The organism is Erythrobacter donghaensis (assembly GCF_002155425.1).
In the GTDB taxonomy this organism is placed as follows: Bacteria; Pseudomonadota; Alphaproteobacteria; order Sphingomonadales; family Sphingomonadaceae; genus Erythrobacter; species Erythrobacter donghaensis.
The window spans coordinates 665233-690167 of record NZ_MUYG01000011.1 but is presented as its reverse complement, the minus strand read 5'-3'; the positions used below and the strand labels follow the sequence as shown (position 1 = coordinate 690167).

Sequence of the window (24935 nt, the reverse complement as noted above, 5' to 3'; positions counted from 1 at the left end):
CAAGTCTGCGAAGAGGTCAATCGGGATTCTGAAGGCTATCCCCTGCGGCTAACGCCCCGGCCCTTCACGCCCTTCTCATCCTCGAACAGCTCGGCAAGTTGCTCCATGATCGTCCCGCCCAGTTGCTCGACATCCATGATCGTCACCGCGCGGCGATAATACCGCGTGACATCGTGGCCGATACCGATGGCGACCAGTTGTACCGGCGAGACCTTCTCGATCCACTCGATCACGCTGCGCAGGTGCGCTTCGAGATAGCCCGCCGAGTTCACGCTTAGCGTCGAATCGTCCACCGGCGCGCCGTCGGAGATCACCATCAGGATGCGGCGTTCTTCGGGGCGGTAGAGCAGGCGGCTGTGCGCCCAGATCAGCGCCTCGCCGTCGATGTTTTCCTTCAGCAACCCCTCGCGCATCATCAGCCCGAGATTGCGGCGCGCGCGGCGCCAGGGCTCGTCGGCCTGCTTGTAAATGATGTGGCGAAGATCGTTGAGGCGGCCGGGGTTTTGCGGCTTGCCATCGGCGAGCCAGGCCTCTCTGGACTGCCCGCCCTTCCATGCGCGGGTGGTGAAGCCGAGGATTTCGGTCTTCACGCCGCAGCGCTCCAGCGTGCGCGCCAGAATGTCGGCGCTGATCGCGGCAATCGAGATCGGCCGCCCGCGCATCGAGCCGGAATTGTCGATCAGCAGCGTGACAATCGTGTCCTTGAACTCGACATCGCGCTCGACCTTGTAGGACAGCGCCGTGCCGGGCGAGATGATCACGCGGGCAAGGCGCGCGGCATCGAGCACGCCCTCTTCCTGATCGAAGTCCCAGCTGCGGTTCTGCTGCGCCATCAAGCGGCGCTGCAAACGGTTGGCGAGGCGCGTCACCACGCCCTGCAATCCGGTCAGCTGGCTGTCGAGATAGGCGCGCAGGCGATCCAGTTCCTCGGAATCGCACAGGTCGGGCGCGGCGACTTCCTCGTCGAAGCGGGTGGTGAAGGCCTTGTAGTCGACGCTCGCGGGGATTTCGGCTTGCGGGCGGTTGGGGCGCACGGGAGCATTGGCGGCGTCGCTGTCGTCGCCGGGCTCGCCTTCGGCCATGTCGCTGTCGGCCTGGGTGTCGGAGGATTGCTCGCCCTCGCCTTCGCCCTCGGCCATTTCGCCGGCCATTTCGGCGGCCTGCGGGTCGCCCTCGCCCTGATTCTCGTCCTCGCCCTCGCTGTCGTCCGGGCCGTCCTCGTCGTCGGCCTCGTCGGAGTCGCTTTCGTCGGGGGCTTCGGTCGGCCGGGTGAGATCAAGTTCGCGCAGCATGTCGAGCGCGAGCTTCTGGAAAGCCTCCTGATCGCCAACCGTCTCGGCCAGAGCGGTGAAGTCGCCGCCGACTTTCTCCTCGAGAAAGTCGCGTACCAGTTCAATGCCGCCCTGCGCCTTCTGCGGCACCGCTTCGCCGGTCAGCGCCTCACGCACCAGCAAGGCAAGCGCGGTCTGCAAGGGGACTTCGGAGGAATTCTGCGCGCGCACGATCTTGTCGCTCGCGGTGCGCAACTCGGTCGCGGCGTCGAGATTGGCCTTCATCCCGCCGAAGCGGTTGGCGCCCAGTGCCTCGTAACGTACCTGCTCGATCGCATCATAGCAGGCGCGCGCGATGGGTTCCGGCGGCGCGGCCTTGGCGTGGAGCGCCGCGTCATGGTGACGCAGTTTCAAGGCAAACGAGTCGGCAAACCCGCGCGCCTCGGTCACCTGATCTTGCGGCAAATCGCGCCCCGGCAGCGGCACGCGGAAGCGGTTGCCCGCGCTGCCGGGCACATCGGCGCTCCACGCGACCTCTACCTCGGGATCGCGCGCAATCGCCCGGCTCGCGCCGGTGAGCGCCTGTTTGAACAGATCGAGCGGGGACTGGTCGGCCATGGCTTAGAGGATGCTCTGCCCCGTCTTGGCCCAGTCGGCCATGAAGCCTTCGATCCCCTTGTCGGTCAGCACGTGCTTGAACAGGTCGTGGATCACCTTGGGCGGCGCGGTCATCACGTCGGCGCCGATCTTGGCGGCCTGCAACACGTGGGTGGTGTGGCGCACGGAGGCGACGAGGATTTCGGTGGCGAAGTTGTAGTTGTCGTAAATCAGGCGGATATCCTCGATCAGGTCCATCCCGTCGAAGCCGTTGTCGTCATGCCGGCCCACAAAGGGCGAGATGAAACTCGCCCCCGCCTTGGCCGCGAGCAGCGCCTGATTGGCCGAAAAGCACAGCGTGACATTGACCATTGTGCCCTCACCCGTCAGCGCCTTGCAGGTCTTGAGGCCATCGACCGTCAGCGGCACCTTGATGCAGACATTGTCCGCGATCTTGCGGAGGACTTCGGCCTCTTTCATCATCGTCGCGTGATCGAGCGCGACCACTTCGGCGCTGACCGGACCGTCGACGATCCCGCAGATTTCCTTGGTCACCTCCATGAAGTCGCGGCCCGACTTGGCGATCAGCGAGGGATTGGTGGTCACCCCGTCGAGCAGGCCGGTGGCGGCGAGTTCCTTGATCGGTTCGATCTCGGCGGTGTCGACGAAGAATTTCATCAGGTCACTCCAGTATTTTTGCGATGGCCGGCGGGCATGGCTGGGCTTAGGGGACGGGCATGACACGGATGCCCATGCGTTTCGCGATGCTGCTTGCCGCCACACTGGCGGCTTGGCAACCGTCGAAAGCGCAGGCGCAGGATCAAGATGTGCAATTGTGGCATGTCTTCAACCTGACCGGTGACATCGCCGAGGGCACGCGCCTGACCATCGATGCGAGCCAACGCTGGCGCGAGGAAGCGCGCGGCGATGAGCAGCAGACTCTGCGCTTCACCATCGAGCAGACCGTGGCCGAGGGCGTGCGGATCGGCGGCGGCGGAGCGGTGTTCGAAGCGGGCGGCCTGACCGAGATTCGCCCGCACCAGCAGGTGACGCTCACGCAAGGCCGATTCGAATTCCGCACCCGGCTGGAAGAACGGTTTGTCGACGGGGCCGACCGGGTCGAGCTGCGGCTGCGCCAACGCGTGCAATATACCCAGCCGCTCGGCAAGGGCTGGCGCGCGCAGGTGGGCGGCGAGTGGCTCGGGCTGCTGCAGGGCCGCCAGCGCGGGCAAGGCACATCGACCGAGCAATGGCGCGCGCTTACCGGTGTCGCCTACAAGGTGAGCGACAAGGCTGAGATCGGCGGGAACTACTGGCTGCTGGAATTCCCACGCGGCGAGCGGCCGAACCGCACCAGCCACGTGTTCCAGACAGTGGTGACCTATCGGTTCTAAATCTGGCGACCGAGCCCGAATACGCCGATCAGCAGCGGATCGCGGGTGCTTTCGGGATTGGCTCGGATCGCACCTTCCTCGCGCGCGATTTCGCCCCATATCGCATCGTCGACCGCGCGCCCGAAGCGGTCCGCCACGCCCGCCGTATCGACTCCGGTGAGCGCGCCGAGCAACTGGCCGATCACCGGATCGCGGCTCACCCGGATCGCCTGGCCGAGTTCGGGCACCATCGCATCGACCAGCGCCGGGCCGACTTCGCCGCGCAGATAGCTGCTCGCCGCGGTCGGGCCGCCGCGCACCAGATCGATCGCGTTCTCGAAGCCGATCAGTTGGATCGCATCGGTCACCACCGGCGCGGCGCGGAAGCTGGCGTCGATCGCATATTCGGCGAAGCGTTCCTCCAGCTGATCCTTGACCAGCCCCGAGGTCAGGATGCGCGAGAGCACATCGCCGCGCGTTCCGAGCAGATTGGCGAGGCCTAGCTTTGCCACTTGCTGATCCCAGAACCCGCCAGGCGAGGTCAGACGCGCAAAAGCATTCTCGCTGGCCAGCAGCAGCAGGCGGCGCACCGCTTCGACCATGCTGAACCCGCCGGTGGTGGCGCAGCCCGGCAAGAGGGCTATCGCGCCAAGGCCCGCCGCTCCGGAGAGCAGCGCGCGGCGGGTGGGGCGGGCGGTGACAATTGCGGTCATTGATCGGGTCTCCAAGCTTGCCCTTGTCCTATGCCTCTCCCCATATAACCCCAAGATGAACCGCGTTCGCCTCCTTGTCCTGAACGCTGCGCTCGGCCCGCTGGATTACCGCCTGCCCGAGGGCGCCCGCGCGCCTGCGGGAAGCGTGGTGATCGCACCGCTGGGCCCACGCAAGGTGACGGGAATCGTGTGGGACGAAGGCCGTCTGCCGGGTGACGAGATCGCTTTCGAGCGCCTGCGCCCGATTCTCGAGGTGCTGCCCGTGCCGCCCCTGCCCGCGCCGCTGCGGCGGCTGATCGAGTGGACGGCGGACTATTATTGCGCGCCGCTGGCCGCGGTCGCGCGCATGGCGCTCTCGAGCGGCGGGGCCTTGGGCGGGCCGGCAACGATGACTGAATACCGCCTCACCGGCGGCGTCCCCGAACGCATGACCGCACAGCGCCTCGCCGCGATCGAGGCGCTGGCGGGCGAACAGGGGACGATGCGCGAGTTGGCGGGGATTGCCGGGGTCTCGGAAGGCGTGCTGCGCGGCCTTGCCAACCAAGGGGTGATCGAGCCGGTCACGGTGAACATCGACCGCCCCTACCCACCTGCCGATCCCGATTTTCACCAGCCCGACCTCTCCGAAGCGCAAGCGGCGGTGGCAGGGACATTGGTTGAGGCGGTGCGCGCGCGGGCGTTTGCGCCGTTCCTCATCGACGGGGTGACCGGATCGGGCAAGACCGAGACCTATTTTGAACCCGTCGCCGAGGCGATCCGTTCGGGCAAGCAGGTGCTGGTGCTGCTCCCCGAAATCGCGCTCACCGAAAATTTCCTCGCGCGGTTCGCGGCGCGGTTCGGGGCCAAGCCGGTGCTGTGGCACTCCTCGCTGAAATCGACCGAGCGGCGGCGGGCTTGGCGGGCGATCGCACAGGGAGAGGCGCAGGTCGTGGTCGGCGCGCGTTCGGCGCTGTTCCTGCCCTATGCCAATCTCGGCCTGATCGTCGTCGACGAGGCGCACGAGATCAGCTTCAAGCAGGATGACGGCGTGCGCTACAATGCCCGCGACGTGGCGGTGATGCGTGCGCGGTTCGAGGGCGTGCCGGTGGTGCTGGCCAGCGCCACGCCCGCGCTGGAAAGCCTGCACATGGCGGAAATCGGGGTCTATCAGAAGCTCGACCTACCCGCCCGTTTCGGCGGGGCGAGCCTGCCTGACGTGCGGCTGGTCAATCTCACCGAAGAAAAGCCGGGCAGCCAGCGCTGGCTTGCCGGGCCGCTGATCGATGCCTTGCGCGACCGGCTGGACAAGGGGGAGCAGTCGCTGCTGTTTCTCAACCGCCGCGGCTATGCGCCGCTTACTTTGTGCCGCAATTGCGGGCACCGCTTCAAATGCCCCTCGTGCAGCGCGTGGCTGGTCGAGCACCGCCTGTCCGCCCGCCTCGCCTGCCACCATTGCGGCTTCGAGACGCGGGTGCCCGATGCCTGCCCCGAATGCGGCGAGAGCGACTGCCTGGTCGCCTGCGGCCCCGGCGTGGAGCGAATCGCGGCGGAAGTTGCCGACCTCTTCCCCGAAGCGCGGGTCGCGGTCGCCACCTCGGATACGCTCAACACCCCCGACCGTGCGGCGGAGTTCATCGCCAAGGCCGAGGGCAAGGCGATCGACATCATCATCGGCACGCAGCTGGTCACCAAGGGCTTTCACTTCCCCGAGCTGACGCTGGTGGGGGTGGTCGACGCTGACTTGGGCCTTGAGGGCGGAGACCTGCGCGCGGGCGAACGCACCTTCTCGCAGATCGCACAGGTCGCGGGGCGCGCCGGGCGCGGGGCCAAGCCGGGCGAGGTGCTGATCCAGACCCGCCACCCCGATGCCCCCGTGATCGCCGCACTCGCGAGCGGCGACCGCGACGGCTTCTACGCCGCCGAAACGCAAGGCCGCCGCGATGCGGGCGCACCCCCGTTTGGGCGCTGGGCTGCGATCATCCTGTCGAGCGAGGACGAAAAGGAAGCGCGCGAGGCTGCACAGCGGCTTGGCGATGTCCGTCCGCGGCTCGACGACGTGCAGATCCTCGGCCCTGCCCCGGCCCCGCTGGCGCTGCTGCGCGGGCGCTATCGTTACCGCTTTCTGGTGAATGCCAAGCGCAGCGCCAATCTTCAGGCCGCCTTGCGCGACTGGATCGGGGCGATGAACTTCGCCCCCGGCGTGCGCGTGGGGGTGGATATCGACCCCTACTCCTTCGTCTGACCGGCGGCTTTACAGAGGCTTGGCCGCCGCTATCGTGGGCGTGATGATCCATCGCCTCACCGTTCTGCTGATCGCCCTCTGCCTCGCCCTGCCCGCCAGCGCCGCCGAATGGCTGCGCGCAGAAAGCGAGCATTATGTGGTCCACGCCCAAATGAACGAGGCAGATCTCGGCGCGCTGGTGCAATATCTCGAGGATTTCGGCGAAGTGCTCGATATCGTCCTTCCGGGCGAAACCACGCCGGGCCGCAAGCTGGAGCTCTATCTCGCCGCCAACGCCAGCGAAGTGAGCCGGGTGACCAACCTCAAGCTGAGCGGCGTGGGTGCGGGCGGCGCCGAGGTTCCGGTGGCCTATGTCGCCTATGATTACGGGCGGGAGCCAAAGCGCCGCGCCGGCGACCTGCTGTTCTACCTCGGCGGCTACCACCTCAGCCACAAGTTTTTCCGCCCCCACCCTGTGTGGGTGCGTTTCGGCTTCAGCGATTTCTTCCGCACCACCTGGCGCGACGAAAACGGCGATTTCATCCTCGGCGAACCTCCGCCTGCGATCGAGCGGCGCCGGAATATCGCGGTCCCCGACCTGCGCATGGCGCTCGCCGCCCGGACGAGCCCGGACGATCAGGCCGCCTTCGACCGCTTCTACCAGACCAGCGCCGCGATGGTCGCGCCGCTGCTGATCGAGCCCGAACAGCGCGGGGTGCTGGCGCGCTACCTCGACGCCTATGTCTCGGGCGCGCCGATGGAGGTGGCGGGCGAGACGCTGGGCGATCCCGAGGCTCTCGCCAAGGTGATTTCTCGCCGCAAAAGTGCGCGCACCGTACCGATGCGCCGCGTGACGCTCCCCGCCCGCGCGCCCGCCGCGGTCAGCATCACGCCGATGTCGGCAGATGCGGCCGCGCTGGTCGAGGTGCGGATCGAACGCCTGCTCGATGAGCGGCGCGAGGCGGTGTCGGGCAAGCTCGCCACGCTCACCGGCCAATTCCCCGACAGCGCGCCCGTCTGGTACGAATATGCCGCCGCCGAATTCGCCCGCGTGCAGGCCGCCGATTTTGGCGGGCTACCGCTGATGCGCGGGTTCGGCTTCGCCAATGGCGAGCTGATCGTGACCGCCAATCGCTATTCCGATGCCGAGGCGTGGCGCGCGGTCAACCAGGCGCTGGCGCTCGATGCCGATCACGCGCAGGCGCGGCGATTGAAGGCGGAGATCATGCTCGGGCGGCTGGTGCGCGCAGGCGAAGAGCCTGCGCCGGACGAGTGGGACGCGGTGCGCGCGCTGCTCGAACCGCTCGCCGCCGATCCGCAGGCGCACCCGCTCGCTGCCGCGCTGTCCTACCAGTCGTGGATCGAGCAGGGTCTCACCCCGCCCGATACCGCGCTGGATCGGCTGGGCCGCGCCTTTGTCGCCAATGCGGGGGTGGCCGATTTCCGCTATGCCTATGCGGTCGCGCTAGCCCGCGCGGGCAAGGGCGATGTGGCGCGGATGCTGCTGACCTCGATGCTCAACCACCCCGAATTCGCCGAAGCCGCCACGCGCGCGCTGGAGGAAGCGCGCTAGAGCACTTTCCGACCAATCCGGATCGCCCTGATCGCGTCAGGAAGTCCGCTGGACAGGAGTGGCGCGCAGCAGGGGCTGGTTGCCCCTGCAAGGGCCGCGACGAAGCCAGCGGACTTCCTGACGCGACCTCCCATGGGGCGGGCCGATTTGGGCCCAGCGCGGCGTCTCTCCTCGCTCACTATGCTTCGGCATGGCTCGCTCGTCGTTCCTTGCTCTGGGCCCAAATCGGCTCCGTCAGGGTGACCCGGATTGGTCGGTAAGTGCTCTAGAAACCAACCGGGCGCTCGCGCGTAACCCTGCCTATGACCTCTCCCGTTCTCGTGCCGATCCTCGGCGACCAGCTGTCGCGTTCGCTCTCCAGCCTCGAAGGCCGCGACCCCGGCAACACCGTTGTCCTGATGATGGAGGTGTGGGACGAGGCGACCTACGTGAAGCACCACAAGCAGAAGATCGTGCTCATTTTTTCGGCAATGCGCCACTTCGCGGATGAATTGCGCGCCGAGGGGTTCACGGTCGATTACGTGAAGCTTGGCGACCCCGACAACACAGGCAGCTTCACCGGCGAAGTTGCCCGCGCCGCCGAACGCCGTGATCCGTGCGAGATCCGAGTCACCGAAAGTGGCGAATGGCGGGTGCAGCAGGCGATGGAGGAATGGGCAGACCGCTTGCCCTGCCCGGTCACGATCTGCCCCGACACCCGCTTCATCGCCACCCATGCCGAGTTCCGCGACTTCGCCGAGGGGCGCAAGCACCTGACGATGGAGTATTTCTACCGCGCAATGCGCCGCAAGACCGGGCTGCTGATGGAAGGCGACAAGCCCGTCGGCGGCGACTGGAATTACGACGCCGAAAACCGCGAACCGCCCAAGGAGGGGATGAACCCGCCGCCTGCGCCCAAGTTCGAACCCGACGCCATCACGCAAGAGGTCATCGACCTTGTCGGCAAGCGCTTCGCCGACCACTTTGGCGACCTCGAGCCCTTCGGCTGGCCCGTGACGCGCGAACAGGCGCTTGAGGCCGCCGACGCCTTCTTCGCCAAGCGGATCGAGAAATTCGGGCCCTATCAGGACGCGATGGTGCATGGGGAGGACGATCTCTATCATTCGATGCTCTCTACCAGCATCAATATCGGCCTGCTGCTCCCGCTCGAACTGTGCGAGCGCGCCGAGGCTGCCTACAAAAAGGGCACGGCTCCGCTCAATTCCGTAGAGGGCTTCATCCGCCAGATCATCGGGTGGCGCGAATATGTGCGCGGGTTCTACTGGCACCAGATGCCGGGGCTGGCCGAAGCCAATGAATTGGGCGCGACCCGGCCGCTCCCGGAATTCTTCTGGACGGGCGAGACAGACATGCGCTGCCTCGCCGATTGCATCCGCACCACGTGCGAGGATGCCCATGCGCACCACATCCAGCGGCTGATGGTGCTGGGCAATTTCTGCCTGATCGCGGGCGTCGACCCCAAGCAGGTCGCCGACTGGTATCTCGCGGTCTATGCCGATGCCTTTGAGTGGGTGGAGCTGCCGAATGTCGCCGGCATGATCCTCTATGCCGACGACGGCAGGCTCGCGACCAAGCCCTATGCGGCAAGCGGCAATTACATCAACAAGATGTCCGATTACTGCGGCAAGTGCCGTTACAAGGTCTCGAAGAAAACCGGCGACGGCGCCTGCCCCTTCAACCCGCTCTACTGGCACTTCATGGACCGGAATCGCAACCGGCTGGAAAGCAACCACCGCATCGGGCGCATCTATGCGACATGGGATCGCATGGGCGAGGCGAAGCAGGGCGAATATCTGGAGAGCGCGGAAAAATTCCTCGACAGCCTTGAGCCTGCGCGCGAAGGCTGGGCCAGAAACTGATCGGGAGAAGAGCCATGCTAACCATCCACCACCTGCGCCTGTCGCAATCCGAACGCATCGTCTGGCTGGCCGAGGAGCTGGGGCTCGATTACGAGTGCAAGCTCTACACCCGCCGCACCGACAACCGCTTGGCGCCTGACGAATACAAGGCGCTGCACCCGATGGGCATTGCCCCGGTCATCACCGACGGCGACATGGTACTGGGCGAAAGCGGGGCGATCATCGATTACATCGTGGCGAAATATGCGCCCGATACGCCTCTGGTGCCCGGCCCCGATCACCCCGATTATGCCGACCACCTGTTCTACCTCCACTGGGCCAATGCGACCTTCATGACCAACGGCATGATGGCGCTGGTGGCGCAGTTCATGGGGGCAAAGGAGCTCCCGCCCTTCGTCGCCGACCGGGTGCAGAAAGGCTGGGCGATCGTCGAAAAGCGGCTGGGCGAGGCGGACTATTTCGGGGGCAAGCAGCTGACCACCGCCGACATCATGATGGGCTTCCAGCTCACCACCAGCCGCGCGATGAGCGGGATGGCCATCGACCACCTGCCCAATCTGCAGGCCTATCTGAAGCGCATCGGCGAGCGTCCCGCTTACCAACGCGCGATGGCCAAGTGCGAACCGGGGATGCCGCCCAAGCTGGATTGAGGGCGCGCAGCTTCGGGCGCAAACCTAACAGGACTTGTCACGCACAGGCGGCAGGAAATGCCCTATTGGTCCGGGAGTTGATGTCTCACTCCGGGGGTAAAGCCATGATCCGTTCCGCTCTGTTCACTGTCGTCTCTTTCAGCCTTTGCATGTCTGTGCCTTCTGCGGGCGCGGCCGCCAGCAAGGATGACGAGAAGATGATGCGGCTGGTTGCCGAATGTGCTTACGTTGTCAGGGTCGCCGAAGGGAACGGCGTAAGGCTCAACAACTCCGCAGCGACCTGGGATCAGGCCAAGGCGGGCATGGGCGTCAAGCTTCAGATCGACCCGGCGCGCTATGATGCCGAGGCCCGCGCCAAATACAAGGTGCGTGAACGCAAGCTGGGATCGGAACAGGCCCTGCGCGGCCTGATCCAGCGCGCCCGCGATTGCGATGCGCAGCTGTAAGTCGATGCGCGGCATCCGACCTTTCGGCGTGGCCCTGATACTGGCTGCGCCCTTCGCAGCCGTATCGGCCAATGACGGCGGCGGATCGCCGCAGGATCGCGCCAACAACATCCTGCTGTGCGCCTCTGCGATGCAATTCTCAGAGGATAACGGAGAACCTCTGCGGTTCAGCAGCGATGTGCTGTTCGAGGAATTCCTGACGATGGAGCGCGAAGAGGGGATTTCGCGCGAAGTGGCGCGCAAATGGGCCACGGCAGAGTTCGACAATGTCACCGCCGGGTTGTCCGAGTTCGATGCGGAACAATTGATCTTCGATACGGCGATGCAATGCGAATTCCGGGCGATCGAACGTGAAGAGCAGCGCCTTGCAGCGCAGGGCGGCCAGTCGGGAGCGCCGGGGGCCGAGATCGACGTCGCCTTCCTGCGGCAGCATTTCGCCACCAACCGCAACCCGCGCCTGATCGCCGATTACATCGTCGATCGCTATCCGGGCGGCAAGGGCAGGATGGGGCCGCCGATTCCCGAAGGCGAATACCTCGGCGAGCTGGTGGTCGAACTGGGCAAATCCGGTGTGCAGGCGCTGAGCGATCCGGCCATCGTGGCGATGATCACCGATCCCTTCTGGCAATATAATCCGCCCGCCACCCGGTTGGTGACCGAGGAATACCAACGGCGCTTGCGGGTGATGCGGTTCAACGAGCGTGACGCGCAGGCCTGGGCCGGGCGGGTGCAGGCCGAGAGGCGGCGCGAGATGGAAAGCACCGCCGTGCGGTCGGCGGAACGCTGGGGCACTGGTGTGAAGTGCACCAATGTCGCGCCGCAGGGGCTGGAAGGCAAAAGCTACACCTCGTGCCGGGTGCTGGATCGCTACGGGCAGTAGGCGGCGGCGGGGCGGGGCGCGCGCTACTCGCGATATTTGTCGTTGCCGGTGAACCCGAACGTGAACCCGTCCCGCGCCGAGGCGAATATTATCACGTTCAGCAGCACCGCAAACCGCTCGTAGTCTGCCTCGGCGAGCATGTCGTTGTTCGCCGGGCTGAAGACCAAGGTCTTGTCGCCCTCGAACCGCAGCATGGTGCCCGGTGCAAAACCCGCATGGGCCTCAAGCGCGCGGGCGTAGTCGGCAGGTGTGCTGTAATCCTCGCGCGCGGGGAAATTCTCCAGCAACCCCTGCTCCGCCAGCGCGGTCTGCGCTCCGGCGAGAATTTGTGGTCGATAAAGTTCCCCAATGTATTCATTGTATTGCGCGAACATCGGGCCGTCTTCGAAGGTGACGATTTCGGGGAAGGCGGCCTCCTTGATGCAGCCGAAATGCTCCGGCGTCGCGCCTGCCGCCGGTGTGATCCTCACTTCGATGCTCTGGAGATAATCCTCGTAGCGGACGGAGAAGCCCTCGGCCTTCAGCCCGCAGCCGATCAGCTTGCTCTCGATGAGCTGTTCCTGCGCGGCGGGCGGTTCGGGCGGAGTGTCGATCATTCAACGCGTTATAGCGCCGCCGCGATGGCGGACAACCCCCGCCGGGCAGCAGAAAGATCGCGGCACCGGGCGCGGGTTATCGCGCGCAGGCGTCGGTTCGGCTGACAAAACGGAACAGCGCCACGCGCAAATCCCTTGGGTTGGCAAGAAGCGCGCAGGCCCGTCTGCGGCGCGAGACACATGCAACAGGAGCGCCCCATGGCCGATCCCCTCAACCCGCAACCCCCTCGCAACAAGTGGCTCTGGCCTGCCGTGATCGCGCTGATGGGCGTGCTTGCCATTGTGGTGATGATCGATCCCTCGGGCGATGGCGACGGCACGGTCGAAGATCCGATCGTGATCGAGGATACCGGCGTGGGCAATGTCGTGGGCGACCCGCCGGCAGAGAATGTCGATACCGGCCCCGCGCCCGAACCCTTCGCGCCGGGCGGCGAGCCGGACGATCAGTAATCAGCCCGCGCCCTCGCGCCGGAGCAACTCCGCCTTGATCGCCAATCCGTAGGCATAGCCTCCCAGCGAGCCGTCGGCGGCGATCACGCGGTGGCAGGGAATTAGCACCGCGACATTGTTCGCGCCGTTGGCCCCGCCCACCGCGCGGCTCGCATTGGGATTGCCCAGCGCCGCCGCCAACTCGCCATAGCTCCGCGTCTCGCCGTGCGGAATGCGGCGCAATTCGTCCCACACGCGCTGCTGGAACGCGGTGCCCTTCACGTCGAGCGGGATCGCGGCCGAGCCCGGCCCCGGCTGTTCGACCGCCGCGACGACCTGCGCGAAAAGATCGCGGAAAGCCTCGCCCGCCCTGACCAGTTGAGCGCGGGGGAAGCGGGCGCGCAGTTCCGCCTCGCCCTCTCCAAAGGCGAGACAGCACACGCCCTTGTCAGTCGCGGCCACCAGCATGTCCCCGAGCGAGGTCTCCAGCACCGCCCAATTGATCACGCGGCCCGCGCCGCCCCTGCTCCAGTCGCTGGCATTCATGCCCAGCCTGCCTTTCGTTTCTGCGTAGAACTGCTTGGGTCCGGCATAGCCCGCGCGCGCCAACGCGTCGCCCACCTGTTGCCCACTCGTCAGCGCCTCGTGCACACGTTGTTCTCGCAGGCTGCGGGCATAGGCGGCGGGCGACAGGCCGACCGTCCGCTTGAACAGCCGCTGGAAGTGCGTGGGGGCATAGCCGGTCAGATCGGCGAGCTGATCAAGCGTCATCGCGCCGTTCTCGCGGATCGCGGCAATCGCGGCGAGCACGCAGGCTTCCTCGGCGCTGCGGCTGTTCGGGGAGCAGCGCTTGCACGCGCGCAGCCCCGCCGCCTCGGCCTCGGCAGAGCCGGGGTAAAACCGCACATTGCGGCGCAAGGGCGCACGTGCCGGGCAGGAAGGGCGGCAATAGATCCCGGTCGAGTGAACTCCGGTGACGAAGGCCCCGTCGAACCGGCGATCCTTGTCCAGCACGGCCTGCCAACGCGCCGCATCGGATATGTTCTCAAAATGTTCCACGTGAAACATTCTGCCCGATTCTGCGCCCGCGCACACCCCCGCGTCTTGCGCTCAATGTCGCAGGCGGCGTGATCAGGTGATCGTGAGCGCGATCTCGCGGGCGCGGGCCATCAGCGCTGCGGCGTCAGCGCCGGGGGTGAAATCATAGGCGTTGACCGTTATCAGCCGTCCCCGAATCAGCGTGACACAGACACCCACCTGACCGGCGACCTTGCGCCCATCCGCGCCGGCCGCCTCCAGCGAGCCACCGAGATAGACGCACGTCTCATCCGCATCGCGATAGCCGAATGTGTCTCCGCCGACCTTGACCGCTTTGCCCGACCCGTTGCTGAGATCGCGGCTCCCGATGGCAAGGCCCTGCTCGATGACATCGGGGGTGAATTGCTGCTTCATCACGCCGAGGAATTCCGCGCGGGACAGCGCGATCGGCTCGGCAAGGCGCGGTGTCTTCACCAGGATGTAGTCCCCGCTGTCAGTGCCGCACTTGATCAGACTGACCGGCGTAAAGTTCTGCGAATCCCACGCATTCGCCGTATCCATCTGCGCCGCCCGCGCTCCGGTGGGGGCGCAGTAGCCTTTGGGCGTCGCCACCGCAAAGGCATCGCCATGCACCGTGAAGGCGATTGTTCCGGAAGGAGCCTCGGCCACCGGAGGGCTTGGCTGCGCGATGGCCGGAGCAGCGATCATGGCAGCCAGCATCGCAAGCACGAGCGGAAAGCGGCGTGACATCGGGTGATTCTCCTCGGCAGAGCGCTGCATTCCGTTCCGACGCAACGCGAACTAGCCCATGCTTCGCAAACGCGCTTATAAGCGTCAATCTATGCAAGACGTCCCCCGCATCATCAAAGCCGCTTCGCTGCGCCATCTGACCCTTGGGCTTGCGGCCCTGCTGGTGCTGGCAATCACCCTCGCCCTGCCCGCTGGCCCCGCCGCCGCCGATCCGGGCGATGTCGAAGCGGCTTCACGCGGGGTGGTGCGGGTGGTGATCATCGGCGAAGAGGGCGATCAGCCCGTTCCCATCAGCCACGGCACCGGCTTTGCCGTCAGCCCCACCCGGATCGTCACCAACGCCCATGTGGTGAGCGAGGCGACGCAGGACGATACGCTGCGCATCGGCATCGTCCCGCCCGAAGGCAAGGGCGGCGCCTTTGCCCGGGTGATCGCGATCAGCCCGCGCAACGACCTCGCCCTGCTCGAAATCGCCAAGGGCGCGCTGCGCCTGCCGCCGCTGGCGCTGGCGGGCGGCAACGGCGCGAACCTCGGCGAGGTGGCGGCAGTGGGCTATCCGATGAATGTCGATCTGGCGCAGGGGCTCGACATGGCCGACATTTTCAGCGCGCAGCCGCCGGTGAAATCACGCGGCTTCCTTTCGGGCGAACGGCCCAGCCGCCAGTTCGACACCATCCTTCACACCGCCCCCATCGCGCGCGGCAATTCGGGCGGGCCGCTGCTCGACCCGTGCGGACGGGTGATCGGGGTCAATTCCTTCAGCGCGGATTCCTCGGGCGGGGACGGCGAGTTCTACTTCGCGGTGTCCCTGCGCGAACTGCTCCCATTCCTGCGCAGCAACGGGGTGGAACCGACCACCAACACCCTCCCCTGCCGCTCGATCGACGAGCTCAACGCCGAAGAACGCCAGCGGCTCGAAGCCGAGCAGTCGCAGGCGCGCGAGCGGATGGCGCAGCGGTCCGAGGAAATGCGCGAGGTGCGCGACAAGGCCCGGCTGACGGCGCAGATGCAGGTGTTGGCGGCGCGCGAGAACCGCATGGCGCTGGCGCTGATCGCGCTGATCGCGGCGATCGGTGCAGGCTATGCCGCAAGCGTGTGGCGCGGTGACGCGGCGCGCACCACTCAGGCCCGCCTCGCCGCCGCTGCCTCCGCCGCCGCGCTGGTCATCGCCGGGCTGCTGTGGATCACCCGCCCCGGCCTTGCCGAGATCGAGGACCGGGTCGCCGCCGCCCTCGCCGAAGCCGAAGGCGGCCCCGCGCCCGAACCGACCTCCCCCTCCACCGCAGCCGAAGGCGACCTGATCTGCACGCTCGTGCCCGACCGCAGCCGCGTCACCGCCGCGCGCACCGATGATGTTGCGCTGGAATGGTCGGCGGATGGCTGCGTCAACGGCCGCACGCAATACGGGCTCGGCAAGGGCGGCGAATGGATCCGCGTGTTCGCCGCGCAGGAGGATTCGGCCGTGGCGGTCAACACCTATGACCCGGCCACCCGAACCCTGCGCACCGACCGCTATCTTCTAGGTGCAGAAGCGCTGGCCGAAGCGCGCGAGGCCCGCGCCGCCTATACCCCGCCCTCCTGCGGGGTCAGCGATGCTGCGCGTACGCTGGGCGAGCAGCAGTCGGCACTGATCGCCAAGCTGCCCGATCGGCCCAACGAACGACTGGTCTATTCCTGCACCGCAAAGGCAGCGGCGCGGTGACGCAATCGCGCTGGCCCAAGGTGATTGCGGGGCTGGCACCGCTGCTTATGGCGACAGCCTGCGTCACCTCGCAGAATGGCGGGATCGCAGCCGGGGACACGCTGCTCGATCGCCATGTGCATGGTTTTGCCATGGCCCATTGCCTCCGCTCGCTTGAGGGCAAGGGCGTGCCCGAGACCGATGCTCGCGTTCTGCGCGAACAGGGCGACCGTTGGGGTCAGGTGCTGGTCGAGCACTCGCGCGGCGACATCTTCGCCGCCTTCAATGTCTTGCTGCCCGCAATCGATGCCGCGCTGGCAGAGATGCCGATCGCGCTCGTCAAACTCGAGGAGACCGGCGGCTCGGCCACGGCGCCGGTGTTCTATTGCGACGACCTGCTCCACCAGCCTGCCGTCATGCGCGCCATGGACGAAGCGCGTATCCGCCTCGCTCCGGCCTATGCCGAGGATTAGCCCGCCCCGCGCGTGACCGGCGCATTCTTCGCACTTGCACAATTCCCGCCGCTCGCGGCTTGCAGGATCGGGAATCAATTGCTAGGCGCGCGCCAACCTTGCGGGCAGCCTGTGCGCTCGCCCTTACGCCAAGGTTCAAGCAAGACCCCTTTACGAGTTTTCCGAGAGGACGAGACGCGCGTGGATATTTCCGCCGGTATCAAGGCTAGCCTGGCTGGACGCTATGCCTCGGCCCTGTTCGATCTGGCTGCCGAGAATGGCAAGGTGACTGCGGTCGAGAAGGATCTCGAAACGCTGGGCGCTGCCCTGACCGATTCGGCCGATCTCACGGCGCTCACTACCAATCCCGAGCTTGCCCGCGACGTGCAGGGCAAGACGATGGCAGCGGTGGCCAAGAAGCTGAAGCTCAGCCCGCTGACCACCAATTTCCTCGGCGTGCTCGCCGCCAACCGCCGTCTGGGCAAGCTGCCCGCGATCATCAGCGCGTTCAAGGCGATTGCCGCTGCCCAGCGCGGCGAAGTGACCGCCACCGTCACCAGCGCCCACCCGCTGAGCGCCGATCAGCTCGCCAGCCTCAAGACCAAGCTCACGCAGCGCGAAGGTCGCACTGTCATGCTCACCGCCTCGGTCGATCCCGACCTTCTCGGCGGCCTCGTCGTCACCATCGGTTCGCAGCGCATTGATGCCTCGATCCGCACCCGTCTCAACTCGCTCGCCAAAGCCATGCAGGCTTAAAGGACACGAAAAATGGAAATCCGCGCCGCAGAAATCTCGAAGGTCATCAAGGACCAGATCGCCAATTTCGGCACCGAGGCCGAAGTCAGCGAAACCGGCACCGTGCTGTCGGTGGGTGACGGGATCGCCCGCATCCACGGCCTCGATCAGGTGCAGGCCGGCGAGATGGTGGAATTCGCCAACGGGGTGCAGGGCATGGCGCTCAACCTCGAAGCCGATAATGTCGGCGTCGTGATCTTCGGCTCGGACAGCGAGATCAAGGAAGGCGACGTCGTCAAGCGCACCGGCACCATCGTCGACGTGCCGGTCGGCAAGGGCCTGCTCGGCCGCGTGGTCGATGCGCTCGGCAACCCGATCGACGGCAAGGGCCCGATCGTCGCCGACAAGCGCATGCGCGTCGAAGTGAAGGCGCCGGGCATCATCCCGCGCGAATCCGTTTCCGAACCCGTGCAGACCGGCCTCAAGGCGATCGACGCGCTGGTGCCCGTGGGCCGCGGCCAGCGCGAACTGATCATCGGTGACCGCCAGACCGGCAAGACCGCCGTCGCGATCGACACCTTCATCAACCAGAAGGAAGCCAATCAGGGCGACGATGAAGGCAAGAAGCTTTACTGCGTCTATGTCGCGGTCGGCCAGAAGCGCTCGACCGTCGCGCAGATCGTCAAGCAGCTCGAAGAAAACGGCGCGATGGAATATTCGATCGTCGTCGCCGCGACCGCTTCCGAGCCCGCCCCGCTCCAGTACCTCGCGCCCTACACCGGCTGCGCGATGGGCGAGTTCTTCCGCGACAACGGCATGCACGCCGTGATCGTCTATGACGACCTTTCCAAGCAGGCCGTCGCCTACCGCCAGATGTCGCTGCTGCTGCGTCGTCCTCCCGGCCGCGAAGCCTATCCGGGCGACGTGTTCTATCTGCACAGCCGTCTGCTCGAGCGCGCGGCGAAGATGAACGCGGACAACGGCCACGGCTCGCTGACCGCTCTGCCGATCATCGAAACCCAGGCGGGCGACGTGTCGGCCTACATTCCGACCAACGTGATCTCGATCACCGACGGCCAGATCTTCCTCGAAACCGGCCTGTTCTATCAGGGCATCCGCCCCGCGATTAACGTCGGTCTTTCGGTGAGCCGCGTCGGCGGTGCCGCGCAGACCAAGGCGATGAAAAAGGTCTCGGGCTCGATGAAGCTCGACCTCGCGCAGTACCGCGAAATGGCGGCCTTCGCGCAGTTCGGATCGGACCTCGATGCGGCGACGCAGAAGCTGCTGAACCGCGGCGCGCGCCTGACCGAGCTGCTCAAGCAGAAGCAGTTCTCGCCGATGCCGTTCGAAGAGCAGACCGTGTCGATCTACGCCGGCACCAACGGCTTCCTCGATTCGATCCCGGTGAACCGCGTCAACGAATACGAAGCGCAGATGCTCGACTTCATGCGCCGCGAACACGGCGACGTGCTGACCGAAATCCGCACTTCGAAGAAGTTCGAAGGCGACGTCGCGGACAAGACCAAGGCCGCGCTCGAAGCTTTCGGCAAGCAGTTCGCGTAAGGACACCCGGCAGTGCCATCGCTCAAGGAACTCAAGGGCCGGATCAACTCGGTCAAATCGACCCAGAAGATCACCAAGGCCAAGCAGATGGTCGCGGCGGCCAAGCTGCGCCGTGCTCAGGCTGCGGCCGAGGCCGGGCGGCCCTATGCCCTGCGCCTGTCTGCGGTGATGGCGTCGCTGGCGAGCAAGGTGTCCGGCTCCGCCGCGCCCAAGCTGCTGGCGGGCACGGGCGCCGATCAGAAGCACCTTCTGGTCGTCGTCAACACCGACAAGGGCCTGTGCGGCGGTCTCAACTCGAACATCGTCAAGGCCGCCAAGGCCAAGGCGCGCGAGCTGCAGGCCGCGGGCAAGACGGTCGAATTCTACCTCGTCGGCAAGAAGGGCCGCGCGCCGCTGAAGCGCGAGTTCCCGAACCTGATCGGCGCGGGCTTCGACACCAGCACGGTCAAGACTCCCGGCTTCAACGAGGCCGAGGCCATCGCCGACGAGCTGATCGCAATGTTCGACGCAGGCCAGTTTGATGTCGCACACCTGATCTACCCGACGTTCAAGTCGGCGCTGGCGCAGGACCCGACCGTCAACCAGCTCATCCCCGTCCCCGCCCCGACCGATGCGGTCGCGGCCGACGCGGTGGTCGAATACGAGCCCGGCGAAGAGGAAATCCTCGAAGAACTGCTGCCGCGCTACGTGCGCACCCAGCTGTTCGGCGCGCTGCTCGAGCGTGAGGCCTCCGAACAGGGTGCCTCGATGACCGCGATGGACAACGCCACGCGCAACGCGGGCGAGCTGATCCAGAAGCTCACCATCCAGTACAATCGCAGCCGCCAGGCCGCGATCACCACCGAACTCATTGAAATCATTGCTGGCGCCGAAGCGCTCTAATCGAAAGCCAAGGAAACAATCATGGCCACCGCCGCTCTCAACCAGACCACCAACGGCACGATCAGCCAAGTCATCGGCGCTGTCGTCGACGTGCAGTTCCCCGGTGAACTGCCCGCGATCCTCACCGCGCTCGAAACCCGCAACGGCGACAAGACGCTGGTGCTCGAAGTCGCCCAGCACCTCGGCGAGAACACCGTGCGCACCATCGCGATGGACGCGACCGAAGGCCTCGTGCGCGGCAGCGAAGTGATCAACACCGGCGCGCAGATCTCGGTGCCGGTCGGCCCCAAGGTTCTGGGCCGCATCATGAACGTCGTCGGCGAAGCGATCGACGAGCGTGGGCCCATCGGTGCGGAAATGACCTCGCCGATCCACGCCGAGGCTCCGCTGTTCGTCGACCAGTCGACCGAAGCGGCGATCCTCGTCACCGGCATCAAGGTGATCGATCTCCTCGCCCCCTACGCCAAGGGCGGCAAGATCGGCCTGTTCGGCGGCGCGGGCGTCGGCAAGACCGTGCTGATCCAGGAACTGATCAACAACATCGCCAAGGGCCACGGCGGTGTGTCGGTGTTCGCCGGCGTGGGTGAACGCACCCGCGAGGGCAACGATCTCTATCACGAATTCCTCGACGCGGGCGTAATCGCCAAGAACGAAGCGGGCGAGGCGATTTCAGAAGGCTCCAAGGTGGCGCTCGTGTTCGGCCAGATGAACGAGCCCCCGGGTGCACGTGCCCGCGTCGCCCTGTCGGGCCTGACCATGGCGGAATATTTCCGCGACGTCGAAGGCCAGGACGTATTGTTCTTCGTCGACAACATCTTCCGCTTCACGCAGGCGGGTTCGGAAGTGTCGGCGCTGCTCGGCCGTATTCCTTCGGCGGTGGGTTATCAGCCGACGCTGGCGACCGATATGGGCAAGCTGCAGGAACGCATCACTTCGACCACCAAGGGTTCGATCACCTCGGTGCAGGCGATCTACGTTCCTGCGGACGATTTGACCGACCCTGCGCCTGCTGCGTCGTTCGCTCACCTTGATGCGACCACCACGCTCAGCCGCGCGATCTCGGAGCTCGGCATCTACCCCGCAGTGGACCCGCTGGACTCGACCAGCCGCGTGCTCGAACCGCGCGTCGTGGGTGCGGAGCACTACGAGACCGCCCGCCGCGTTCAGGAAACGCTGCAGAAGTACAAGAGCTTGCAGGACATCATCGCCATTCTCGGGATGGACGAGCTGTCGGAAGAGGACAAGCTGATCGTCGCTCGCGCGCGCAAGCTGCAGAAGTTCCTTTCGCAGCCGTTCCACGTCGCCGAAGTCTTCACCGGCATCTCGGGCGTGTTCGTGCAGCTCGAAGACACCGTGAAGAGCTTCAAGGCGGTGGTCGACGGCGAATACGACCACCTGCCCGAGCAGGCCTTCTACATGGTCGGCGGGATCGATCAGGTGGTCGAGAAGGCCAAGAAGATGGCCGAAGAGGCGTAAGGCAGCATGCCCCTCCACTTCGAACTCGTCACCCCGGCCAAGCTCGTCCGTTCGGAAGACGTCCACATGGTGGTCGTCCCCGGCACCGAGGGCGAATTCGGCGTGCTCGAAGGCCACGCGCCCTTCATGAGCACCATCCGCGACGGCGCGGTGCAGGTCTTCGCCAAGGAGGGCGCTGCGCCCGAGATCATTCAGGTGCGCGGCGGCTTTGCCGAGGTGAATGAAAAGGGCCTCACGGTTCTCGCCGAGCACGTCGAGGGCTGAAACGAAGATGTGAGTCCCCGCGCAGGCGGGGATCTCATTAGGCAAAGAGCGATGTTGCACGAGATCCCCGCCTGCGCGGGGACTCGCTGGATTGAGACAAGGGCGGGCCAATGGCTCGCCCTTTTTGATTCTATCCCCTTCACATCACCGCGCGCACTCGGCACAACATCGGTTCGCATTCCCCAGAGGAGAGGACGCTTGAAACTTGTCTCCACTTTCGCACTGGCTCTCGCAATGACCGTCGCATCCGCCACCGGCACTGCCGCTGCCGCCGCCGAAGAAACCGCCGTCGCGGGCATCCCCGGCCCCGAGCAGGATCCCTTCATCTTCCTCGAAGAAGCCCGGAGCCCCGAAGCGCTCGACTGGGTCGCCAAGGAGAACGAACGCACCCTGGCGGCCTTCGAATCCGACCCGCGCTACGCGCAGCTGAAGGCCGAGGCGCTGGCGATCTTCAATTCGGACGAGCGGGTGCCGGGCGTCGGCTTTGCCCCCTACGGCATGGTCAATTTCTGGCAGGACGCGAAGAACCCCAAGGGCATCCTGCGCCGCACCACGCTGGAAAGCTGGCGGACCGACAAGCCCGAATGGGAAACCATTCTCGATGTCGACGCGCTCGCCGCGGCTGAGGGCAAGGAATGGGTCTATGGCGGCATGTCCTGCCTGCCGCCCGAAGGCACACGCTGCATGGTCTACCTGTCGGACGGCGGCAAGGACGCGAGCCTTGGCCGCGAATTCGACATCACCACCAAGAGCTTCGTCGAAGGCGGCTTTGCTCTGCCCGAAAGTCAGGGCAGCGCGCAGTGGCTCGATGAAGACACCATGCTGGTGAGCCGCAACTTCACGCCCGAGACCACCACCGAAAGCTTCTACCCCTTCACCACCCGCCTGTGGAAGCGCGGCACCGCGCTGGAGGACGCGCCGGAGATCTTCCGTGGCGAGAAGACCGATGTGTCCTCGGGCGCCTCGCTGCTGCGCGATGGCAATGCGGTGATCCACGGCCGTCTCGCCTATCGCGGCGTGTCGTTCCACGAGCGCGAGTACTTCTTCGAGAAGGACGGCGCGTGGCTGAAGCTCGACCTGCCCAAGAAGGCCGGGCCCTATGGCATTATCGACGGCCAGATCCTGTTTTCGACCGACGAGGACTGGACCCGCGGCGACCAGACCTTCCCGGCGGATTCGCTGGTCTCAGCCGATCTCGAGGCGTGGAAGGCCGACCCCAACGGCGCCGCAATGACGCTGGTCTGGGCTCCGGGAGAGCGCCAGACCAAGCTCGGCGCGGCCACCACCAAGAGCAGCCTGTTCGTCAACCTGCTCGACAATGTCCGGGGCCGGGTGCTGAAGTTCGACTACGCCGATGGCAAGTGGACCAGCACGCAGGTCGCCCTGCCGGACAATGCCACGGTTGGCGTCGTCGCGTCGTCCGACGAGACCGACGAGATCATGTTCACCTCGACCGACTTCCTCAGCCCTGGCACCTGGTATTACGCCAAGGACGGAGTGACGCTGGAGCAGGTCAAGCAATCGCCCTCCTACTTCGATCCCGCAGGCATGGATGTCGAACAGCACGAGGCGACCAGCAAGGACGGGACGAAGATCCCCTACTTCGTCGTCAAGCCCAAGGGGATGACCCTCGACGGCTCCACAGCGACACTGCTGACCGGCTATGGCGGGTTTCAGGTGCCGCGTCTGCCGGGCTACCTCGGCTCCACGGGCAAGCTGTGGGTCGAGAAGGGCGGCGCCTATGTGCTCGCCAACCTGCGCGGCGGGGGCGAGTTCGGGCCGATGTGGCACCAGACCGCGATCCGCGAGAACAAGCAGCGCACCTGGGACGATTTCATCGCGGTGGGCGAGGATCTGGTGAAGCGCGGCTTCACGTCGCCGGAGCATCTCGGCATTCAGGGTGGCTCGCAAGGCGGCCTACTGGTGGGCACCTTCTTCACCCAGCGGCCCGACCTCTTGAATGCGGCGATCGTCCAGATCCCGCTGTTCGACATGCTGCGCTATCACCTGATCGGGCGCGGGGCCTCGTGGATCGGCGAATATGGCGATCCGCGCATCCCCGAACAGCGCGCCTGGATCGAGGGCTATTCGCCCTATCAGAAGATCGTGGAGGGCGTGGACTACCCCGCCCCCTTCCTCTGGGCCTCTACCGCTGATGATCGCACCCACCCCGCCCACGCGCGCAAGGGTGCGGCCAAGCTGAAGGCGCTCGGCCAGCCCTATTACTACTTCGAGGACACCACCGGGGGCCACTCCGGCGGGGTGGACAATGATCAGCGCGCCAAGCTGCAGGCGCTCCAATTCGTCTACCTGATGCAGCGCCTGATGGGGCCGGCGGCAGGCGAGTAAACGCGCCCATCCGGAGTCTTGCGGCGGGGGCGGTGCCAGGGCGGCACCGCCCCCGCTTTGCGTTAGTTTCGAGAGGCAACGCAACTGCCTGTAAAACAAGCCGACACTTTGCCCTCAACTCGCCGCGCGAAAAGCACGGCGCGTTTCATCAAGCCCTTGTTAACCATATCCGGCAGCATCTCGTTAGGCCTCCCCGTCAACACTCGTCTCAATCGGGGGCGATGACGACAAGCGACGAGGAGTATGAGCAATGGCCTATCCCAGAAATGTCTCGATCGCCGATGCGATCAAGAGCTACAATTCGCTGCCGCGCAATCACCGCGTGCACTGGTCCAAGGCGCGCAAGGACGAGGTGGTGCGGGCGGTGCACGAAAAGGCGATCAGCTTCCATGAAGCGCGCGAACGCTACCTGCTGAGCCGCAGCGAGTTCGCGCAGTGGGAAGCGGATTACATCGCCACCGGCGGCGAAACCGCGCCGATGCAGGACGCCTGATGGCTAGTCCGGCTCTCTACTGCGCCGCGACGGGGATCAGCACCTCGTTGCGGCGCAGGGGGCCGGGCACCATCGGGGCATCGTAAAAGGCATATTCGGCCTCGCCTGCGGGCATCAGGCCCTGCGTGGCGAGCCAGTCGCGCAGCCGCGCTTCCATCAGTGCGAGATCACGGGCCCCGCCGTAGCCTGCAAACCGCACTGCCGCCATGCGCCGCGCGGGAACTTCGGTCAGCGTAATGTCGGCAGGTGCGGGCGGCAGCGTGGCGAGCGTGTATTTCGACGGCATCACGAAGCGCATCCGCCATTCGCCGGGCTGGGTTTCGTCCTGAAGCACGGGCGACGTCATGGCGATGGCCTCGCCGCCTTCAGGGCGGTCCTGCGCGAAGATATAGGCTGCAAGCCGCCGGAAGCTCGCCCCGCTCGCCCGCTCGCGCGAGCCTGAATGACTGACCTCGGCCACGACCAGCGACGGGTAGTCGCGCAGTTCGAAATCCTCGTCCGCGCGCACCACGGCGAAATCGGGCTGTTCGGTCTGGCGATACTGGGCATACACGGCGGCGGCTCCCACAGAGGCGAGGGCGACCCCGGCAGCGATCCAGCGAGCGGCTTTCATGGCGGTTCTCCTGATGATGCAGGATAAACCGGGCAAGCCTGCGATAAGTTCC

At 66.0% G+C, this 24935-nt stretch carries 24 protein-coding genes; 17 read left to right on the top strand and 7 right to left on the bottom strand.

What is annotated here, in order from left to right; genetic code table 11:
* Positions 1-35: 35 nt before the first annotated feature.
* Together cobT and fsa are read right to left on the bottom strand one after the other, a co-directional pair.
* Positions 36-1889 (bottom strand): cobaltochelatase subunit CobT, encoded by a 1854-nt coding sequence (gene cobT, locus BZF59_RS14805; RefSeq protein WP_086608993.1) that lies wholly within the window; start codon positions 1887-1889, stop codon positions 36-38.
* A 3-nt stretch (positions 1890-1892) separates the two neighbouring features.
* Positions 1893-2546 carry a fructose-6-phosphate aldolase gene (gene fsa / locus BZF59_RS14800; RefSeq protein ID WP_086608992.1) on the bottom strand — a complete coding sequence of 218 codons (654 nt, stop codon included), beginning with the start codon at positions 2544-2546 and terminating at the stop codon, positions 1893-1895.
* Positions 2547-2605: 59 nt separating this feature from the next.
* Between fsa and BZF59_RS14795 the strand changes: the two genes are divergently transcribed.
* Positions 2606-3262: a DUF2490 domain-containing protein gene (locus tag BZF59_RS14795; protein ID WP_086608991.1), complete on the top strand. Its 657-nt coding sequence runs from the start codon at positions 2606-2608 to the stop codon at positions 3260-3262.
* On the opposite strand, the gene BZF59_RS14790 is transcribed toward BZF59_RS14795, so the two are convergent.
* The gene (locus BZF59_RS14790; RefSeq protein ID WP_086608990.1) at positions 3259-3954 is read right to left on the bottom strand and encodes a DUF4197 domain-containing protein; all 696 of its coding nucleotides are present in this window, start codon (positions 3952-3954) and stop codon (positions 3259-3261) included. The two genes, BZF59_RS14795 and BZF59_RS14790, sit on opposite strands and share 4 nt — an antisense overlap.
* A gap of 55 nt (positions 3955-4009) precedes the next feature.
* On the opposite strand from BZF59_RS14790, the gene BZF59_RS14785 reads away from it, so the two are divergent.
* The 6 genes from BZF59_RS14785 to BZF59_RS14760 all read left to right on the top strand — a co-directional run bounded on the left by BZF59_RS14785 (position 4010) and on the right by BZF59_RS14760 (position 11562).
* Entirely contained in the window at positions 4010-6175 is a 2166-nt protein-coding gene (locus BZF59_RS14785; RefSeq protein WP_086608989.1) for a primosomal protein N', read from the top strand.
* Between the two features lie 43 nt (positions 6176-6218).
* Positions 6219-7727, top strand: a complete 1509-nt coding sequence (locus BZF59_RS14780; RefSeq protein ID WP_086608988.1) for a hypothetical protein — start codon at positions 6219-6221, stop codon at positions 7725-7727.
* A 302-nt stretch (positions 7728-8029) separates the two neighbouring features.
* Positions 8030-9586, top strand: a complete 1557-nt coding sequence (locus BZF59_RS14775; protein ID WP_086608987.1) for a cryptochrome/photolyase family protein — start codon at positions 8030-8032, stop codon at positions 9584-9586.
* A 14-nt stretch (positions 9587-9600) separates the two neighbouring features.
* A complete protein-coding gene (locus tag BZF59_RS14770) occupies positions 9601-10236 on the top strand; it encodes a glutathione S-transferase family protein (RefSeq protein WP_086608986.1) in 636 nt (211 codons plus the stop codon).
* A 104-nt stretch (positions 10237-10340) separates the two neighbouring features.
* A complete protein-coding gene (locus tag BZF59_RS14765; protein WP_158094335.1) occupies positions 10341-10682 on the top strand; it encodes a hypothetical protein in 342 nt (113 codons plus the stop codon).
* 4 nt (positions 10683-10686) lie between these two features.
* Entirely contained in the window at positions 10687-11562 is an 876-nt protein-coding gene (locus BZF59_RS14760) for a hypothetical protein (protein ID WP_086608984.1), read from the top strand.
* Between the two features lie 23 nt (positions 11563-11585).
* On the opposite strand, the gene BZF59_RS14755 is transcribed toward BZF59_RS14760, so the two are convergent.
* The gene (locus BZF59_RS14755; RefSeq protein WP_086608983.1) at positions 11586-12158 is read right to left on the bottom strand and encodes a hypothetical protein; all 573 of its coding nucleotides are present in this window, start codon (positions 12156-12158) and stop codon (positions 11586-11588) included.
* A gap of 198 nt (positions 12159-12356) precedes the next feature.
* Between BZF59_RS14755 and BZF59_RS14750 the strand changes: the two genes are divergently transcribed.
* Entirely contained in the window at positions 12357-12608 is a 252-nt protein-coding gene (locus tag BZF59_RS14750; protein WP_086608982.1) for a hypothetical protein, read from the top strand.
* Here BZF59_RS14750 and BZF59_RS14745 read toward each other — a convergent pair whose 3' ends face one another.
* Positions 12609-13655: a bifunctional transcriptional activator/DNA repair enzyme AdaA gene (locus BZF59_RS14745; protein WP_086609243.1), complete on the bottom strand. Its 1047-nt coding sequence runs from the start codon at positions 13653-13655 to the stop codon at positions 12609-12611.
* A 63-nt stretch (positions 13656-13718) separates the two neighbouring features.
* Positions 13719-14375, bottom strand: coding sequence for a hypothetical protein (locus BZF59_RS14740; protein ID WP_143738187.1), 657 nt, complete (start codon positions 14373-14375; stop codon positions 13719-13721).
* Positions 14376-14466: 91 nt separating this feature from the next.
* Here BZF59_RS14740 and BZF59_RS14735 point away from each other — a divergent pair, with 91 nt between their 5' ends.
* The 9 genes from BZF59_RS14735 (at position 14467) to BZF59_RS14695 (ending at position 24270) form a co-directional block, all read left to right on the top strand.
* Positions 14467-16077, top strand: a complete 1611-nt coding sequence (locus BZF59_RS14735) for a S1 family peptidase (RefSeq protein WP_086608980.1) — start codon at positions 14467-14469, stop codon at positions 16075-16077.
* Entirely contained in the window at positions 16074-16529 is a 456-nt protein-coding gene (locus BZF59_RS14730; RefSeq protein WP_086608979.1) for a hypothetical protein, read from the top strand. The genes BZF59_RS14735 and BZF59_RS14730 overlap by 4 nt, the downstream gene beginning before the upstream one ends.
* A 180-nt stretch (positions 16530-16709) precedes the next feature.
* On the top strand, positions 16710-17264 hold the full coding sequence (locus BZF59_RS14725) for a F0F1 ATP synthase subunit delta (RefSeq protein WP_086608978.1): 555 nt from the start codon (positions 16710-16712) through the stop codon (positions 17262-17264).
* Between the two features lie 12 nt (positions 17265-17276).
* Positions 17277-18806, top strand: coding sequence for a F0F1 ATP synthase subunit alpha (gene atpA / locus BZF59_RS14720; protein WP_086608977.1), 1530 nt, complete (start codon positions 17277-17279; stop codon positions 18804-18806).
* 12 nt (positions 18807-18818) lie between these two features.
* A complete protein-coding gene (locus tag BZF59_RS14715) occupies positions 18819-19688 on the top strand; it encodes a F0F1 ATP synthase subunit gamma (RefSeq protein ID WP_086608976.1) in 870 nt (289 codons plus the stop codon).
* Positions 19689-19709: 21 nt separating this feature from the next.
* Entirely contained in the window at positions 19710-21164 is a 1455-nt protein-coding gene (gene atpD / locus BZF59_RS14710) for a F0F1 ATP synthase subunit beta (RefSeq protein WP_086608975.1), read from the top strand.
* Positions 21165-21170: 6 nt separating this feature from the next.
* Positions 21171-21428, top strand: a complete 258-nt coding sequence (locus BZF59_RS14705) for an ATP synthase F1 subunit epsilon (protein ID WP_086608974.1) — start codon at positions 21171-21173, stop codon at positions 21426-21428.
* 234 nt (positions 21429-21662) lie between these two features.
* Positions 21663-23777 carry a prolyl oligopeptidase family serine peptidase gene (locus BZF59_RS14700; RefSeq protein ID WP_086608973.1) on the top strand — a complete coding sequence of 705 codons (2115 nt, stop codon included), beginning with the start codon at positions 21663-21665 and terminating at the stop codon, positions 23775-23777.
* 250 nt (positions 23778-24027) lie between these two features.
* Positions 24028-24270: a DUF1153 domain-containing protein gene (locus BZF59_RS14695; protein ID WP_086608972.1), complete on the top strand. Its 243-nt coding sequence runs from the start codon at positions 24028-24030 to the stop codon at positions 24268-24270.
* Positions 24271-24286: 16 nt separating this feature from the next.
* On the opposite strand, the gene BZF59_RS14690 is transcribed toward BZF59_RS14695, so the two are convergent.
* The gene (locus BZF59_RS14690) at positions 24287-24883 is read right to left on the bottom strand and encodes an SOUL family heme-binding protein (protein WP_086608971.1); all 597 of its coding nucleotides are present in this window, start codon (positions 24881-24883) and stop codon (positions 24287-24289) included.
* Positions 24884-24935: the final 52 nt, after the last annotated feature.

Coding starts and splice junctions, on each gene's coding strand:
- BZF59_RS14775 (WP_086608987.1), top strand. CDS start 8,030: ATGACCTCTCCCGTTCTCGTGCCGATCCTCGGCGACCAGCTGTCGCGT.
- fsa (WP_086608992.1), bottom strand. CDS start 2,546: ATGAAATTCTTCGTCGACACCGCCGAGATCGAACCGATCAAGGAACTC.
- BZF59_RS14750 (WP_086608982.1), top strand. CDS start 12,357: ATGGCCGATCCCCTCAACCCGCAACCCCCTCGCAACAAGTGGCTCTGG.
- BZF59_RS14785 (WP_086608989.1), top strand. CDS start 4,010: ATGAACCGCGTTCGCCTCCTTGTCCTGAACGCTGCGCTCGGCCCGCTG.
- BZF59_RS14755 (WP_086608983.1), bottom strand. CDS start 12,158: ATGATCGACACTCCGCCCGAACCGCCCGCCGCGCAGGAACAGCTCATC.
- BZF59_RS14705 (WP_086608974.1), top strand. CDS start 21,171: ATGCCCCTCCACTTCGAACTCGTCACCCCGGCCAAGCTCGTCCGTTCG.
- BZF59_RS14695 (WP_086608972.1), top strand. CDS start 24,028: ATGGCCTATCCCAGAAATGTCTCGATCGCCGATGCGATCAAGAGCTAC.
- BZF59_RS14790 (WP_086608990.1), bottom strand. CDS start 3,954: ATGACCGCAATTGTCACCGCCCGCCCCACCCGCCGCGCGCTGCTCTCC.
- BZF59_RS14765 (WP_158094335.1), top strand. CDS start 10,341: ATGATCCGTTCCGCTCTGTTCACTGTCGTCTCTTTCAGCCTTTGCATG.
- BZF59_RS14780 (WP_086608988.1), top strand. CDS start 6,219: ATGATCCATCGCCTCACCGTTCTGCTGATCGCCCTCTGCCTCGCCCTG.
- BZF59_RS14760 (WP_086608984.1), top strand. CDS start 10,687: ATGCGCGGCATCCGACCTTTCGGCGTGGCCCTGATACTGGCTGCGCCC.
- BZF59_RS14690 (WP_086608971.1), bottom strand. CDS start 24,883: ATGAAAGCCGCTCGCTGGATCGCTGCCGGGGTCGCCCTCGCCTCTGTG.
- cobT (WP_086608993.1), bottom strand. CDS start 1,889: ATGGCCGACCAGTCCCCGCTCGATCTGTTCAAACAGGCGCTCACCGGC.
- BZF59_RS14745 (WP_086609243.1), bottom strand. CDS start 13,655: ATGTTTCACGTGGAACATTTTGAGAACATATCCGATGCGGCGCGTTGG.
- BZF59_RS14795 (WP_086608991.1), top strand. CDS start 2,606: ATGACACGGATGCCCATGCGTTTCGCGATGCTGCTTGCCGCCACACTG.
- BZF59_RS14740 (WP_143738187.1), bottom strand. CDS start 14,375: ATGTCACGCCGCTTTCCGCTCGTGCTTGCGATGCTGGCTGCCATGATC.
- BZF59_RS14735 (WP_086608980.1), top strand. CDS start 14,467: ATGCAAGACGTCCCCCGCATCATCAAAGCCGCTTCGCTGCGCCATCTG.
- atpD (WP_086608975.1), top strand. CDS start 19,710: ATGGCCACCGCCGCTCTCAACCAGACCACCAACGGCACGATCAGCCAA.
- atpA (WP_086608977.1), top strand. CDS start 17,277: ATGGAAATCCGCGCCGCAGAAATCTCGAAGGTCATCAAGGACCAGATC.
- BZF59_RS14770 (WP_086608986.1), top strand. CDS start 9,601: ATGCTAACCATCCACCACCTGCGCCTGTCGCAATCCGAACGCATCGTC.
- BZF59_RS14700 (WP_086608973.1), top strand. CDS start 21,663: ATGACCGTCGCATCCGCCACCGGCACTGCCGCTGCCGCCGCCGAAGAA.